Origin of the sequence: Pseudonocardia nantongensis, assembly GCF_046546495.1 — a bacterium.
Classification (GTDB): Bacteria; Actinomycetota; Actinomycetes; order Mycobacteriales; family Pseudonocardiaceae; genus Pseudonocardia; species Pseudonocardia nantongensis.
Genome location: NZ_JBKGXT010000014.1, coordinates 1 through 13,102 on the forward strand (window position 1 = coordinate 1; position 13,102 = coordinate 13,102).

The window sequence follows — 13,102 nt, forward strand, 5'->3', positions numbered from 1 at the left end:
GCGGTCATCGCGTGGTCGTCCTTCTTGAGTTCTGTGAGAGGTGTTCAAGAAGATCACGCGGTGGCCGCCCTACACGAGGCTCCGCCCGTCACCGGGCCGGTCACACACCACTCTGGTGGACGCCACTTCGGTCCTTCGCAGCTCGAACTGAAGTGCGAGCTGTGGTGTTCTTCTGGTGAGACACCAGAGAGCGATACATCCTCATGGCGAAGGTGAGTGTCCTGCGTCACATTCGTTGCGGTGGACCGGTCGCGGTGCGCGTGGCGTCCGCTACCAGCGGTCGGCGGCGATGTCCGCAGTGCGGGCCCTGCAACTGTCGACAACTCCGATGACGAGGGCGCTGCCGTCGAGCCTGGTTCAGTCGAAGACGTCGTCGATGACCACGGTGATCTGTACCGGTTCGAGGTCTGTGAGCTCACGGACGCGATCGGAAACTTGCCGGCGGACGCGTTCGGCGAGTTCTGGCAGGTTCTGGCCATAGTCGGCGGCGAGCGTGATCTCGATCGCGGTGCTACGTCCGGCTACACCTGCGGTGACCTCGGCGCCTGCCCATTCGGACCCCGCGCCGCTCCCGGATGCCGAACCGCGGTCGGTGATGTGCTTGCTCAACGCCACTCGTACGCCGGGCGTCTGCTGGGCGCATTCCCGGGCGGTGACCACGACGACTCGGGCGGCGATGCGGGTGTGGCCTTCGGGGGAGTCGAGAACGCCGTAGTCAGCGTGTTCGACGCTGCCCCGGATCCGGGTCAGCGCGGTGTCGATGATGCTGTCCGGGGCGCTGACATGTTCCTCGGCCAGCGTGCGCAGCGGCGCCCACAGGCGCCCGTACTCGGCCAGGGCCGCCTGGCAATGTGGGCAGTGCTTCTGGTGCTCGTCCTGGTCCGCGCCGCGGTCGTCGGCGACCTGATCCAGGACCTGGTCGGCCGAGCGGCCGCACGCCAACCGGCTGGTGCCCGGCTCGGGTGTGTTCATGACCAACTCCGCATGTGGTCGACCAGTTGCTTGCGGGCACGGTGCAGACGACCGCGCACGGTGGCCTCGGGGACGTCGGTGATCTCGGCGGCGTCCCGGTAGCTCAATCCTTCCATCTGTACGAGTACCAAGGCGGCACGCAGCGGCGGTGGCAGGGCCGCGATCGCACGCACGGTGGCGGCGGCCTGGTCGCGTGCGACCGCGGCGTCGTCGGCGCCCGGCGCCGGGGCCGGGTCCTCATCGAGAACCGCGCGGGTACGGGTGCGGGCCTGACGGCGGATGTGGTTGTGGCAGCGATTGACCACGACCCGGTAGAGCCAGGTGGTGAACGAGGCGGAGCCGAGGAAGCCGGACACTGCGGTCCAGAGCTGGATGGTCACGTCCTGGGCGATGTCCTCGGCGTCGTGCGGGTTGCCCAGCATTCGCAGTGCGATCCGGTAGATCCGGTCGCGGTGGCGGCGGATCAGCACCTCGTAGGCGTCGATGTCTCCGCCGCGGACCTTGTCCACCAGCCAGCGGTCGGCCGACTCGTCGAGCCCCTCGCGGTCACCGCTCACGGTGTGCCCCGATCGTCGACGCCTGCGTGTCGCGGCGCGGTAACCCCGGTCTGGCAACGCCGCAGCTGCACCGGTCCGCGTCCCTCCCTGCCTCGCCTCGAGCATTCGCCGCGTCCTCGCGCGGGCGACCGGCTGGATTCGATCCCGGGGAAGCATAAGTTCGGATCGCTGCGAATGCTCTTCGTCGACCTGCAGGCATACCGCTCGGGCTACGGGGTAGGTGTGCAGAGCACCGGTAGGTGTCTGGCTGTTGGCACATCGACGACATGTCCGGGCCATTCGGCCAGAGGTCCGGCAGGCCGGCACGGGCCGTGATCACGTGCGACCGTGATGAGTGACGCAGATCACTATCGTCACCGTGTGACGACTCGTGGTGGGCGGTGTCCTACGTGTACCGACCTGCAACCGCAGGCATACGGCCCAGCAGGTTCCGACTGATGGAGGAACAGATGAGCAACCCCGCGAGCACCTCGTCGACTTCGACCGGCTCGACAGCGTCGACGGCCCCGGCCGGATCGCGTTCGGCCGACGGGTCCGCGGCCGTCGAGCGCTCCGGCGGTGGGGCGCTGGCGAGTTCGCACGGCTCGACCCACATCGCCGAAGCGGTGGTGTCGAAGATCGCCGGGATCGCGGCCCGGGACGTCCACGGCGTCTACCGGCTCGGCGCGGGTGCCGCGCGGGCCATGGGTGCGTTGCGCGAGCGGATCCCGGGCGCGAGCACGAGTGCCAGCCAGGGTGTCACCGTCGAGGTCGGCGAGCGCCAGGCGGCGATCGACATCGCCGTGGTCGTGGATTACGGAGTGGCGATCGCGGATCTCGCCGCGGCGATCCGGCGCAACGTGATCTCCGCGCTGGAGCGGATGACCGGCCTGGAGGTCGTCGAGGTCAACATCGCCGTCAACGACGTCCACCTTCCCTCCGAGGACTCCGACGGTGACGCCGACCGGGAGTCCGGCGACGCCCGCGGGTCGTCGTCGCACTCGCGCGTTCAGTGATGGGTACGCCGCCGGAGGCCGGGCCCGGCACGGGCCCGGCCGCCGAGCTGCTGGTGCCACTGGTGCAGGCGTGTCCGGCGGTGGCCGCGCTGCACGGCGGACCGTTCGGTGAGGTCGCCACCTACCTGCCCGGGCGACGCGTGCGAGGGGTGCGCGTCACCGAGGAAGAGGTCGACATCCACGTGGTGGGCCGCTACCCGGCCACTGTCACCGAGATCGCCACCCAGGTGCGCGCCGCGTTGGCGGAGCACATCTCAGACCGGGCCCTGCACATACGGGTCGAGGACCTGGCGGTGCCCGGCGACCCGGCCCCTGACGACGCGATCGTGCACGACCCACCTGCGCGCCCGCAGCGCGCACCGCACGCGGACGAGATCGAGCCCGGGGCGCGCTCCGGCTCGCCGCAGTTCCCGCCACCCGGGCGACCCGAACCGGTCGAGCAACCCGATTCGACCGCGACGGATTCGCCGGCCACCCGACTCACGACGAAGGAGTCGTCCTGATGAATCCCCACCTGGGCCTGGACCCGATGAACCAGGCCGCCCGGCCCAGTGCCACCTGGATCGGCCTGATCTTCGGCCTGGCCCTTGGTGGCGCTGCCGCGTTCGGCGGATTCGGCGCGTTCCTGGTGGTGCTGGTGTTCGGGGGGCTGGGCCTGCTGGCCGGGCTCCACCTGGACGGACAGCTGGACCTGTCCCGGATCGGCGCCGGCAGAGACCGGGTCGACCGATGAGTAGCACCACCGACACCCCCGCCACGGACGCGCCGGGCCCGGACACGCCGACCGGCCCGATCCCGGCCGTGGCGGACCGTGGTGCCAAGACAGTCGACGGCGGGACCGGACCGGACACCGGCCGGCACCGGCTGCGCGTGGACGCCGGCGGGCCGGGAACGACCCGGTTCGACCAGGCGGCGGTGGAGAAGCTCGCCGCGCAGGCCATCGGCGAGGTCGAGCACGTCGGCGGCGCGGCCAACCGGATGCTGGGTGTCGCGGTCGGCTCCGACCACGCCGACCGGAGCCCGAAGGTCAGCGCCCAGCTCGACGGCGCTGTCGTGACCTTGCAGGTGCGGCTGTCGGTCTACTACCCGGCCCCGGTCGGGCAGGTCACCCGCACGGTGCGCGAGCACCTGCGCGAGCGGCTGTCCACGCTGGCCGGACTGGATGCCCGCCGGGTCGACATCGCCGTCGCCGCCCTGCACACCCCCCACACCCCGGTGCGGAGGTTGGCATGATCCGCCGTCACCGCCGGGTCCTCCCGGCCAGGATCGTCGCCCTGCTGCTGCTCGCGGCGATGGTCGTTCTCGTCATGGCCTGCGTGCAGCTGCTGCTCGGACAGCCACCCCTGATCTCGTTCGGCGCGCTGGCGGCCGCCGGCGCGGCCCTGCAGTGGGGCAGCTCCGCCGTGCTCGCCGCCGGCGTGGTCGCCGCGGTACTGGGCCTGGTGCTGCTCGCATGCGCGTGGACCCGCGGGGCGGCCACCGTGCTGCCGCTGGCCACGACCGAGTACACCAGTGCCGGCGCGACCCGGCAGAGCCTGCGGCGCAGCATCGCCACCGTCGCGCACACCGTGGACGGGGTGCACACCGCCACCGCCACGGTGACCCCGCGCCGCGTGCGGGCCACGGTCACCACACCGCTGCGCGATCCCGGTGACCTGCGCGAACAGGTGAGCGCCGCGATCGAGGAACACCTCGGGGCCATCGCCCTGGCCCGCACGCCCCGGACCACCGTCCGGGTCACCTCCCGGAGCAACTGATGGTCACCAACCGCCTCGCCGCCCGGGCGGCCACACCGAACCGGCCCGCACGGCTCAATCGCGCCCTGCTCACCGTGGCGGGTCTGCTTCTGCTGCTCGGCGGCGCATACCTCCTGTTGCGCGGGCTCGGTCTACTCACCGAAGCACTCGGGCTGCCCGGGCAGGACCCGCAGGCCGTCCTGTTGCCACCGACGCTCAGCACGCCGGAATGGCTGACATGGGTGGTGATCGTGGCAGGGGTGGTCATCGGACTGTTGTGCCTGCGCTGGCTGCTGGCCCAGACCGGGCACCGCGCACGCTCACAGGCCTGGCAGTTCGCCGACGCCCAGGAACCGGGGCAGACCCGAATGGACAGTATTGCCGCGGCGACCGCAGTCGCCGCCGAGATCGAGACCTACACCGGCGTACACAGCGCCCGCGCGGTGCTCACCGGAGACCGTGGAGCCCCGCAGCTCCACCTGACGCTCGGTCTCGCCGAGCACGCGTCGCTCGACGAGCTCCGGGCGCGCATCGACGCCGAGGCCCTGCCGCGACTGCGTCAAGCCCTCGAACTCGACACCCTGCCCACCGAGATCCTCGTTCGACTCGACGCAGCCTCGGCCGCCAGCCGTACCAGCTGAACCGGGATCGACCAGAGCGTTACTACGCGAACCGACCACAGAAATGGGAGCGTGCCCGACATGGTGAACTTTCCGGCGGAGAACCTTCGCGACTGGCTGGGCAAGCACGTCATCGACCCCGATGACAACAACATCGGTGACCTCGAGGCCGTCTACTTCGACACCGCCACCGACGAGCCCACCTTCGCCACCGTCAAGATCGGCATCATCGGCCGGCACAAGCTCGCGTTCGTCCCCCTCGATGGCGCCAGGGTCAAGCCCGACGGCGTCCGGGTGCTCTACCCCAAGAAGCAGGTCAAGGACGCCCCCACCATCGCCACAGACGGAGAACTGCTCGCTACGGACGAGCCGGCCATCTTCGCCTACTACGGCATCGAGGCCTCGACCACCAGCGGGCGGATGCTGGCCCGCCGCTGATCTTTAGGCCCTGCAACACCCCGCCCCCCGGTGAATCGCCATAGTGTCGGACGCTTACCTACGGCGGTGGCGGGAGGCTGACCGGGCTCTCGATCGTCAGCGCGCTGCGGGAGGCTTCCGCGCCTGCTGACGGGCAGGGTGGTCGAGCACCGTTCGGGGGTCGAGTTGGCCGGCGACCAGTTGCAGGGCAATCTCGGAGAGGCCGGTGGCGTGGTGGCGCCCGTAGGCGCGCAGGATCCCGAACGTGTCGTCGATGTCGAGGTCGCCGGCATGGGCGAGGAGGCCCTTGGCTTGTTCGATGGTGTTGCGGTTGTTGAGCGCGGTCTGTAGCTGCTCGGTGAGGGTCTCGGCGCGGGTGATGGCGCGTTCCTGCAGGATGCCGATGGTGGCGGTGTCGGCCAGGGCCCGGGCGACGAGCAGGTCCTGCTCGGAGAGGGGCCCGGGTCGGTGGCCGAACAGGTTGAGCGCGCCGATGATCTCGCGGCGCAGCCGTAGCGGCACGGCGTGGACCGAGGCGAACCCCTGGCGGGCGGCTTCGGGGGCGAAAGACGGCCAGCGGTGCTCCGTGGTGGACGCCGTGAGGTCCTCGGTGATGATGGGTTCGCCGGTGCGGTAGGCGTCGAGGCAGGGGCCTTCGTTGGCCTGTAGCTGGAACAGCTCGATGAGGCGGGCGTGGTCGGTCGAGCTGGCGAGTACCTGCAGGCTGCCGCGCTGGTCGGCCAGCATCAGGCCGGCGGCGCCGGCGTCGAGCAGTTCCACGCAGTGCTCGACGAGCCGGTGCAGCAGGTCGACGACGTCGTAGTCGTCGACCAGGGTGTCGGCCATGTCGACGAACGCGGTCAGCAGTCCGGCCTCCCGCTGAGCGGGAGCAGGGGACATGTCGTTCATCGTCTCCCTCTCTGTGTGAGTCGATCCGCTCCGGTTCCACGGTAGCGAGGGTGTCGGCGCCGTTCCAGGCGAGTCCGTCGGCGCTCGTTCAGACGGCGATCTCTTCGGGGGGCAGTCGGCGGGCGACGAGGTCGGCGGCGACGTCGTCGACGAGGCGTCCGGTGGCGAAGGCGTAGCCGCGTAGCCGGGCCAGTGCCTGGTCGGCGGGGATGGTGTGGGCGGAGATGAGCATGCCGATGGCCTGGTTGACCTGTTCCCGGTTGCGGGGTAGCGCGCTGAACCAGGCGTAGTCGAGTTCCTCACCGTCGGCGGTGAGCGGCAGGCCCGCCAGGGCGGTGGCGGCGATGTCGGTGAGCTGCAGGGCGGTGGCGAGCGCGTCCGGTGCGAGTGGGCCCGGGGTGTGGCGGTACATGTCGATGGCGCCGATGCGGGCGGCGCCGAGCTGCAGCGGGAACGCGAAGATCGCTCCGACCGGCTCGTCGGCCATCTGCGCGGCGAAGACCGGCCATGCGGTAGCCGAGTCCGCGGCGAGGTCGGCGACCAGCACGGGGCGGCCGGTGGTGAACGCTTCGAAGCACGGGCCCTCGGCCAGGGTGAACTGCAGGGCCTCGATCCGGTCGATCACCGGGTCACTGGTGTAGAGAGTCTCGCGGTGTTCGGTACCCGACATGACCGAGATCGAGGCGCCCGCGACCGGCAGCAGCTCGGTGCAGGCCCGACAGACCTTGCCCAGCGGGTCGAGGATGTCGGTGTGGTCGCGCAGCGCGACGGCCACCGCGGTCTGCAGGCGGCTGAGTGTGTCGGCAGGATCGGCCGGGTCGGACATCACCGATCGCCGGCCCGGGGTGGAGCGGGTCGCATCGCCACCACCTTCCTCGGGTCGTGCCTGCGTGCGGTGGTGACGGGGTCACGGCCACCCCTGGGGACGCCTGCGGCGTCGCTCGTCGGCCACCCTAACCGTCGCATCGGTCCGTGGCCGTGTCGGCGGCGTGCTGCTACCGGCGGTGTGCGGCAATCAGATGTCGGGCAGTGTCCCGCGCGGTCCGGGCTGCGCCGGTGTCGCCTTCGGCCGCGGCGACGATCGAGCCCTTCATCAGCATGTGGAACGAACGGGCGAACTCCTCCGGGTCCGCCAGCCCGGCCCGTGCGGCGCGGTCGTGCACCAGGGAGCGGATGGTGGCCAGGTAGCCGATGGCGGCCTGGCCCGCGGGATGCCCGGCGCCGGTCTCGAGCAGGACGTTGATGAACGAGCAGCCTTCGAAGTCGTCACGGGCGAACCACTCGTCGAACACGTCGAAGATCGCCAGCAACTCCGTCGCCGGGTCGGCTCCCGGCCTGCGGGACCCGGCCTCGACCAGATCGAGGGTCCATCTCTGTTCCCGTTCGGCCAGGAAGGCCAGTACCAGGTCGTGCTTGGACGGGTAGTGGCGGTAGAAGGTCGCTTTCGCGACCCCGGACTCGGCGATGATCTCGTTGATGCCCACGGCCCGGACCCCGCGCCGGGCGAACAGCGCGTACGCGGTGGTCAGGATGTGCGCGCGTGGATCCGCACGTGCACTGGTCCGGACCCCGGCCGTCTGCTCGGTGGACATCGCGGACCACTGTAGGCCCTGGCACGTCGGGCGTGGGGATGTTAGAAAGAGACAACCTGGTCTTCCGGTCGTGCGCCGACCGGGAGCGTGGCGCCTTCCGTGTGGAGGCGAGGGCTGTCCCTGACCCCGGCAGTCACACCGTGACGCGTGGGACACCCTAGGCAGGTACTCGATGGACGTACGGCCGATCCACCACCCCCGGCTCCGTTGCGTCGACGGCGCGGAGCCCGCCCGGGCGACGAGCTCATCCGGCAGCGGGCACTTCGGGCCCGGGCTCGCCGAGATGGTGGCCGACTGGCACGCCGCCGCGGACGAGGACAGCGCCGCCGGCCAGATCACCGCCGCGGCGCTGGGCACCGTGACCGGCGCGGAGTCTGCCGGTATCGCCGGAATGCACGGCCGCGGCCGGCTGACCGGGCACGGGCCGACCGACGACACCGCGGCCACGCTGGGCCGGCTCCACACGGCACTCGACGACGGCCCCTGCCGGCACACGCTGCGGGACGGGCTTCCGCTCCGGATCCGGGACATGACCACCGAGACCCGCTGGCCCGAGTTCACCGCGCGGGCCGCCGAACTGGGCGTGGGCGGGATGCTGTGCCTGCCGTTGCGGGCCGCCGGCCGCGATCTCGGCACCCTGAACCTCTACGCCCGTACACCGGGTGCGGCGCCGGACGGCGACACCGAGGAGCTGACGGTGTTCACCACGCACGCCGCGCTCGCGCTGCACGCCCACGCCGAACGCGCACATCTCGGACGGGCGGTGCAGAGCCGGGACCGGATCGGGCAGGCCAAGGGCATCCTCATGGCACGCCACCACCTCACCGCCGAGCAGGCCTTCGCCCGACTCGTCGCCGCATCCCAGGCCGCCAACATCAAGCTCACCGAGGTCGCCGACTGGCTCGTCGACGAACAACAACACCGCGCCCAGGACGCGTCCCACAGCCCGATGGAGCACGAGTGACCGCGCCACCGGCATGGGTCCACACCCAGGAACGGGGCGACCACCTGTGGGTGCTGGAGCTCGGCGGCGAGCTCGACATGGACACCGCCGGGCAACTTCGCGTATCGCTGCTGGCCGTACCCGCAGTCCACCTGGTCTCGACCTGTCCGCAGTGCGCTTCTGCGGCGCAGCCGGCGTCACCCTGCTGCTCGAACTCCGCGACCACGTGGAGACCACGGGCCATCAGCTGCAACTGATGGTGCCACCCCGCCGGGCCCGCAGCCTGCGCTTCCTACTCGATGAGCACCTGCTCGCGTCGCACCGGCCCACCGTTGCGGAAGCGATCACTGCTCTCCCGTCCCGGGCTCTCGACGGCGCCACTCGTACTGATTCGCTGCCTCTGGATGGTCGGTCGCCACGAGCCTGTACGGAGCCGGTGGCCGTGGCAGATGAGACCGTAACGCCCCGGTAACAGGACGGCACCACCGAACACTTCGTGACCGGATGCGTCGTCGACTCCGAGTCAGCGGGTCGGTTCAGCAACCCCAGGGGACGCAGTCCTGACTCAGCAGCGTCGACTCAGAGTGAAAGTTGCTCGGCGTCCCTCTCAACCGGACCGCTGCGGTCCTCAACCCATGAGGCCGGTCAGCCGCCCGCCCGTGCCCGTTGCTCGGCCGAGGCGTTGAGAACCTGGACCTTGTCCCCCTCGGCCAGGTCGGTGAAGAACTTCTCCGCCGGCGCGGGGTCGAGCTTCACGCAACCGGCGGAGGACCGGGTCCGGTCACCGCCGTGGAAGGCCACACCGCCGTCGGCGAAGAACACCGACCACGGCATGGGTGCCGGCTGACCGTCCGGACCCGTGAACTCGCCACTCTTGTGGTCGGCGGACTTGCGGTAGACACGGAACGAGTGCCCCAACGGGGTCTCCCGCTCGGCGCCCCCGGAGGCGATCGGAACGGGCCCGTAGGAGACGGCGCCGTCGGTGATGAGCCACGCCCGCTGGGACTCCAGATCGACACACGCCCGCGTGGACACCGTGCACGGGGTACCTGGAACGACTGGCTCCGCGTGGGCGTCCTTCGCGACGGTGCTGCTTTCGGGGCCAGTGGCTGCGACGGCGGTACCGGCCAGACCCACTCCGACCACCGCGACCATCCCCGCGACGAGTGCGCCGACCCTTCGCTGTCCGTAGCCCACCCGAGTTACCTCCATGCATCGATTGTGCCGAGGAGCCGGCTTGCTGTTCGTCCGCCCCCTCTCAACGACGGGTCCGAGCCTGAGCTACGGCACATCCCATGCCGGCCGGGTCGGGTCACGCACCGAGAGGTGCGATCTCCTCGACGGGGAGGTGTACACGCTGGCCGCTGCGGCGAGCCGCTCGTGGGCGTAGCAGGCGAGTGGGTGCTCATCGGGGCTCGCGTGATCGATCAGCGGCCCGACGACCCCGGCCAGGGCCTGCCCCGATGTCACGCCGAACGTGCCGATGGCCACGGCGATGGCGAGTTCGAAGTTGTTGCCCGCGGCGGTGAACGCGAGCGTGGTGGTGCGCTCGTAGCCCATCCCGAACGCCCAGCCGACGGCGTTGTCCCAGGTGGAGAACGACACGTCGGTGACGGGCAGGCCGAGCCGGCCGGGGATCGCGACGAGATAGAACCAGCCGAGCACGCCGAACATGACGACCTGGAACACCGAGCTCAGCGCGACCAGCACCAGCCAGGCCGTCGGCCTCGGCGCCGGAGCATCGAACCAGCCAGCTCACCCGGCCGCGCATCGTCGAGCCACTCTGGACGATCGCAGTCGATACCCCGAGGGCCTGCTGGACCTGGTTGTCATCACCCTTCTGACGACGGGACACCGATCCAACGCGGCACCCGGCTGCACAGGCGTTCGTATGCTGCTCCGAACTGACGCTGCAAGTGGGCTTCCTCGATGCTCGTCCACACGCGCAGAACGACGGCCAGCTCTGTCGCAAGCATCGCAGCGCGTCGGGAGCTCCGAGCGGTAGCCATCGATCAGTCACCGCTGTCCTCAGTCTTCGCTGCAGCAGTCGTCGAGGGCCGGCGTTCTCGACCCTGGGGCTGTCAGGCTTGTCGACGGTGCGCAACAGCCGCGACCGTTCCATGCCTCCCGGCCCTCGCGGACGGCGAGAACGGCGAGAACGAGTGCGGCGGCCGGGTCGGCCCACCACCATCCGAGCCACGCGTTGAGCACCAGCCCGGCCAGGACGGCTGCTGACAGGTAGGTGCACAGAAGGGTCTGTTTGGAATCGGCTACGGCGCTGGCCGAGCCGAGTTCGTGTCCGGTGCTCCTCTGTATCCAGGACAGGAACGGCATGATCACGACGCTGATCGCGACCAGGACGATTCCCACGGTCGAGCGGTCCGCCTCGCCTGCTCCGAGCAGCGCGCGCAGGGCCTCGACGGTGACGTACGTCGCCAGCGCGAAGAACGAGACCGCGATGATGCGCAGGGCGATGTGTTCGCGTCGCGCCGGATCGCGGCCGGCGAACTGCCAGGCGACCGCAGCGGCTGAGCTGACCTCGATCACGGAGTCCAGCCCGAAACCGATGAGCGCGATCGACGACGCCGCGTGCCCGGCCGCAATCGCGATCACGGCTTCGATCACGTTGTAGGCGATGGTGATCGCGACCAGCAGCCGGATCCGTCGGGTGAGGACGGCACGACGATCCGCGCTCAGCAACGTAGTCACGAGGCACTCAGCTCGGTGGCCACGGGGTCGCCGTAGACCGGGCACAGGGCGACGGCTTCACCCGTCTCGGCCAGGAGGAACTCGGCGCTGCGCAGCAGTTCGAGCAGCTCGGGCCGGGTGAGCCGGTAGTAGGACTGGCGCCCCTCGGCCCGGTCGTCGACGAGGCGACAGTCCCGCAGGCACGCGAGGTGCTTGGACACCGTGGACTGCGCCAACCCGAGCTGGCGGGTCAAGTCCACCACTCGGACCTCCCCCTCGGCCAGCCGGGACACGATGGCCAGGCGAGCCGGGTCGGCCAGCGAGCGAAACAGTGCCACCGCTGGACTGGGATCGGGACAGCTATTCATCGCCATTAGACGATGATAGCCAGTTTCGGCGATGGAATGGAGGGTGCATCGGGGCGCCGTGCCTCGACCGGAAGCGTCCATGCCGTGGTACCGGCCGCAAGGGTGCGTCTACGGCGCCCAGCGCGATGGGCGCACCACCCTGCTCCGGCACCACGACGACCAGGGCGACCAGGACGAGGGGAATCGCTGCTCCCGGCCTCGGACGGGCTGGTCGAACTACTGCGCGGTTCGTAGCGCTTGGTCGAGGTGCCCGGCCGCGGTGGCCGGCTGTGGGGACGAGACGTCGGCGTGTCGGGGCACGGTGTCGTCGCGGCGGGTGGGGCGGGGAACGGTGTAGCCGCCGAGGGCGACGGCGAGCGTCAAGCTGGCGCTCATCGCGCTCAGCATCGTGGTCGGGGTCGCGCAGTGGGTCGTCGTCGCCGCCGGCCTCGTCGCCATTCCGGTCGCCTGCTGGCTACCGGCCCGGTGCGGTCTCCGTGGCACCTCCGGACGCCCGGTGTTGCGCGACCAGCGTGCGGGCGAGCTCCACGGCGGCGAGCACCGCGCTCACCGGCGGCTCGTCGTCGTCCCGCGCCCGGTAGGACGCCTGGGCGAAGAGTCCGTCCACGATCAGGCCAATCTGTTCGGCCAGAACCGCACCGGCGACCGGGCCGGCGAGCTCCTTCGCCGATCGATCGAGAACCGAGCGGGACTCCTTCAGTGTCCGGTGCGCGAGGGCCGCCGGCCCGGTCCCGGTCCCGGTCCCGGCCCCGGTCCCGGCCCCGGTCTCGTCGCCGGTGTCCGGCTCGTTGTCGCGGTCGGGGAACTCGACGAGGTAGTTGCGGAAGGGACATCCTCGGCCGCCGGGCCGCAGGATCCGGTGGCCGGCCTCGGTCACCAGGGCCACGATGCGCTCACCCGGATCGTCGCTGGCGGCCTGCAACGCCCGCGCGGACGAGCGCGCCAACCGGGCCGCCGACCGTTCGAGGTAGGCCTCGACCAGGTCGTCCTTGGTTGCGAAGTGGGCGTACAGCAGGCTCTTCCCGGAGCCGGCCTCGTCGATGATCTGTTTCATCCCGACGGCGCGGATCCCCTGGTCGTAGAACAGTCGTGCCGCGACGTCCAGGATCCGGTCGCGGCCGTCCGGGGCCGCAGTCCGAGCCACGATTCCTCCCGACCTGTCGAGTGGCGGACCACTCGGTCCGCCACTGGAGCTCGTTGATACCCGAGCCATCGACCAGGGTCAATCAGCAGCTCACGTGTCATCCGACAGTTTCGCTTGACGGGCGGCACCGGCGTCCGGTTATCTCGGACCGATCGGTCCGT

Annotated in this window: 18 protein-coding genes and 1 pseudogene; 8 read left to right on the forward strand and 11 right to left on the reverse strand. The window is 70.6% G+C overall.

What is annotated here, in order from left to right; genetic code table 11:
• Positions 1 to 357 precede the first annotated feature (357 nt).
• A complete protein-coding gene (locus ACLFMI_RS16075) occupies positions 358 to 972 on the reverse strand; it encodes an Asp23/Gls24 family envelope stress response protein (protein ID WP_410948674.1) in 615 nt (204 codons plus the stop codon).
• Positions 969 to 1,529, reverse strand: a complete 561-nt coding sequence (locus ACLFMI_RS16080) for an RNA polymerase sigma factor (RefSeq protein ID WP_410948675.1) — start codon at positions 1,527 to 1,529, stop codon at positions 969 to 971. The genes ACLFMI_RS16075 and ACLFMI_RS16080 overlap by 4 nt, the downstream gene beginning before the upstream one ends.
• 449 nt (positions 1,530 to 1,978) lie before the next feature.
• Between ACLFMI_RS16080 and ACLFMI_RS16085 the strand changes: the two genes are divergently transcribed.
• The 7 genes from ACLFMI_RS16085 to ACLFMI_RS16115 are packed head-to-tail and all read left to right on the forward strand — an operon-like array spanning position 1,979 to position 5,318.
• A complete protein-coding gene (locus ACLFMI_RS16085) occupies positions 1,979 to 2,524 on the forward strand; it encodes an Asp23/Gls24 family envelope stress response protein (protein WP_410948676.1) in 546 nt (181 codons plus the stop codon).
• On the forward strand, positions 2,524 to 3,027 hold the full coding sequence (locus tag ACLFMI_RS16090) for an Asp23/Gls24 family envelope stress response protein (protein WP_410948677.1): 504 nt from the start codon (positions 2,524 to 2,526) through the stop codon (positions 3,025 to 3,027). The genes ACLFMI_RS16085 and ACLFMI_RS16090 overlap by 1 nt, the downstream gene beginning before the upstream one ends.
• Entirely contained in the window at positions 3,027 to 3,257 is a 231-nt protein-coding gene (locus ACLFMI_RS16095; protein ID WP_410948678.1) for a hypothetical protein, read from the forward strand. Before ACLFMI_RS16090 ends, ACLFMI_RS16095 begins: the two co-directional genes overlap by 1 nt.
• On the forward strand, positions 3,254 to 3,757 hold the full coding sequence (locus ACLFMI_RS16100; protein ID WP_410948679.1) for an Asp23/Gls24 family envelope stress response protein: 504 nt from the start codon (positions 3,254 to 3,256) through the stop codon (positions 3,755 to 3,757). Before ACLFMI_RS16095 ends, ACLFMI_RS16100 begins: the two co-directional genes overlap by 4 nt.
• A complete protein-coding gene (locus ACLFMI_RS16105; protein ID WP_410948680.1) occupies positions 3,754 to 4,281 on the forward strand; it encodes a DUF6286 domain-containing protein in 528 nt (175 codons plus the stop codon). The genes ACLFMI_RS16100 and ACLFMI_RS16105 overlap by 4 nt, the downstream gene beginning before the upstream one ends.
• Positions 4,281 to 4,901, forward strand: coding sequence for an alkaline shock response membrane anchor protein AmaP (locus tag ACLFMI_RS16110; protein ID WP_410948681.1), 621 nt, complete (start codon positions 4,281 to 4,283; stop codon positions 4,899 to 4,901). Before ACLFMI_RS16105 ends, ACLFMI_RS16110 begins: the two co-directional genes overlap by 1 nt.
• 60 nt (positions 4,902 to 4,961) lie before the next feature.
• Entirely contained in the window at positions 4,962 to 5,318 is a 357-nt protein-coding gene (locus tag ACLFMI_RS16115; protein ID WP_410948682.1) for a PRC-barrel domain-containing protein, read from the forward strand.
• A gap of 96 nt (positions 5,319 to 5,414) precedes the next feature.
• Here the strand turns inward: ACLFMI_RS16115 and ACLFMI_RS16120 are convergent, their stop codons facing one another.
• The 3 genes from ACLFMI_RS16120 to ACLFMI_RS16130 form a co-directional block, all read right to left on the reverse strand.
• Positions 5,415 to 6,206, reverse strand: a complete 792-nt coding sequence (locus tag ACLFMI_RS16120) for a GAF and ANTAR domain-containing protein (protein WP_410948683.1) — start codon at positions 6,204 to 6,206, stop codon at positions 5,415 to 5,417.
• Between the two features lie 88 nt (positions 6,207 to 6,294).
• Complete coding sequence (locus tag ACLFMI_RS16125) at positions 6,295 to 7,032, reverse strand: GAF and ANTAR domain-containing protein (protein WP_410948684.1); 738 nt, start codon at positions 7,030 to 7,032, stop codon at positions 6,295 to 6,297.
• Positions 7,033 to 7,201: 169 nt separating this feature from the next.
• Positions 7,202 to 7,798 (reverse strand): TetR/AcrR family transcriptional regulator, encoded by a 597-nt coding sequence (locus ACLFMI_RS16130; protein WP_410948685.1) that lies wholly within the window; start codon positions 7,796 to 7,798, stop codon positions 7,202 to 7,204.
• 172 nt (positions 7,799 to 7,970) lie between these two features.
• Here ACLFMI_RS16130 and ACLFMI_RS16135 point away from each other — a divergent pair, with 172 nt between their 5' ends.
• Positions 7,971 to 8,762, forward strand: coding sequence for a GAF and ANTAR domain-containing protein (locus tag ACLFMI_RS16135; RefSeq protein WP_410948686.1), 792 nt, complete (start codon positions 7,971 to 7,973; stop codon positions 8,760 to 8,762).
• A 624-nt stretch (positions 8,763 to 9,386) separates the two neighbouring features.
• Here the strand turns inward: ACLFMI_RS16135 and ACLFMI_RS16140 are convergent.
• The 6 genes and pseudogenes from ACLFMI_RS16140 to ACLFMI_RS16165 all read right to left on the reverse strand — a co-directional run bounded on the left by ACLFMI_RS16140 (position 9,387) and on the right by ACLFMI_RS16165 (position 12,941).
• Positions 9,387 to 9,776: a L,D-transpeptidase gene (locus ACLFMI_RS16140; RefSeq protein WP_410948687.1), complete on the reverse strand. Its 390-nt coding sequence runs from the start codon at positions 9,774 to 9,776 to the stop codon at positions 9,387 to 9,389.
• 246 nt (positions 9,777 to 10,022) lie between these two features.
• Positions 10,023 to 10,322: pseudogene (locus tag ACLFMI_RS26780) on the reverse strand (arsenic resistance protein); the annotation flags it as partial.
• Positions 10,323 to 10,769: 447 nt separating this feature from the next.
• A complete protein-coding gene (locus ACLFMI_RS16150) occupies positions 10,770 to 11,450 on the reverse strand; it encodes a cation transporter (RefSeq protein ID WP_410948688.1) in 681 nt (226 codons plus the stop codon).
• The gene (locus ACLFMI_RS16155) at positions 11,447 to 11,767 is read right to left on the reverse strand and encodes an ArsR/SmtB family transcription factor (protein ID WP_458788589.1); all 321 of its coding nucleotides are present in this window, start codon (positions 11,765 to 11,767) and stop codon (positions 11,447 to 11,449) included. The genes ACLFMI_RS16150 and ACLFMI_RS16155 overlap by 4 nt, the downstream gene beginning before the upstream one ends.
• Positions 11,768 to 12,013: 246 nt before the next feature.
• Complete coding sequence (locus ACLFMI_RS16160) at positions 12,014 to 12,172, reverse strand: hypothetical protein (RefSeq protein ID WP_410948690.1); 159 nt, start codon at positions 12,170 to 12,172, stop codon at positions 12,014 to 12,016.
• Positions 12,173 to 12,251: 79 nt separating this feature from the next.
• Positions 12,252 to 12,941, reverse strand: a complete 690-nt coding sequence (locus tag ACLFMI_RS16165; protein ID WP_410948691.1) for a TetR/AcrR family transcriptional regulator — start codon at positions 12,939 to 12,941, stop codon at positions 12,252 to 12,254.
• Between the last annotated feature and the right edge of the window lie 161 nt (positions 12,942 to 13,102).

What these genes read in the sequence shown, in the direction of transcription:
- ACLFMI_RS16075 (WP_410948674.1), bottom strand. Translation starts at nt 972, where the DNA reads ATGAACACACCCGAGCCGGGCACCAGCCGGTTGGCGTGCGGCCGCTCG.
- ACLFMI_RS16085 (WP_410948676.1), top strand. Translation starts at nt 1,979, where the DNA reads ATGAGCAACCCCGCGAGCACCTCGTCGACTTCGACCGGCTCGACAGCG.
- ACLFMI_RS16090 (WP_410948677.1), top strand. Translation starts at nt 2,524, where the DNA reads ATGGGTACGCCGCCGGAGGCCGGGCCCGGCACGGGCCCGGCCGCCGAG.
- ACLFMI_RS16095 (WP_410948678.1), top strand. Translation starts at nt 3,027, where the DNA reads ATGAATCCCCACCTGGGCCTGGACCCGATGAACCAGGCCGCCCGGCCC.
- ACLFMI_RS16100 (WP_410948679.1), top strand. Translation starts at nt 3,254, where the DNA reads ATGAGTAGCACCACCGACACCCCCGCCACGGACGCGCCGGGCCCGGAC.
- ACLFMI_RS16105 (WP_410948680.1), top strand. Translation starts at nt 3,754, where the DNA reads ATGATCCGCCGTCACCGCCGGGTCCTCCCGGCCAGGATCGTCGCCCTG.
- ACLFMI_RS16110 (WP_410948681.1), top strand. Translation starts at nt 4,281, where the DNA reads ATGGTCACCAACCGCCTCGCCGCCCGGGCGGCCACACCGAACCGGCCC.
- ACLFMI_RS16115 (WP_410948682.1), top strand. Translation starts at nt 4,962, where the DNA reads ATGGTGAACTTTCCGGCGGAGAACCTTCGCGACTGGCTGGGCAAGCAC.
- ACLFMI_RS16120 (WP_410948683.1), bottom strand. Translation starts at nt 6,206, where the DNA reads ATGAACGACATGTCCCCTGCTCCCGCTCAGCGGGAGGCCGGACTGCTG.
- ACLFMI_RS16125 (WP_410948684.1), bottom strand. Translation starts at nt 7,032, where the DNA reads ATGTCCGACCCGGCCGATCCTGCCGACACACTCAGCCGCCTGCAGACC.
- ACLFMI_RS16130 (WP_410948685.1), bottom strand. Translation starts at nt 7,798, where the DNA reads ATGTCCACCGAGCAGACGGCCGGGGTCCGGACCAGTGCACGTGCGGAT.
- ACLFMI_RS16135 (WP_410948686.1), top strand. Translation starts at nt 7,971, where the DNA reads ATGGACGTACGGCCGATCCACCACCCCCGGCTCCGTTGCGTCGACGGC.
- ACLFMI_RS16160 (WP_410948690.1), bottom strand. Translation starts at nt 12,172, where the DNA reads ATGAGCGCCAGCTTGACGCTCGCCGTCGCCCTCGGCGGCTACACCGTT.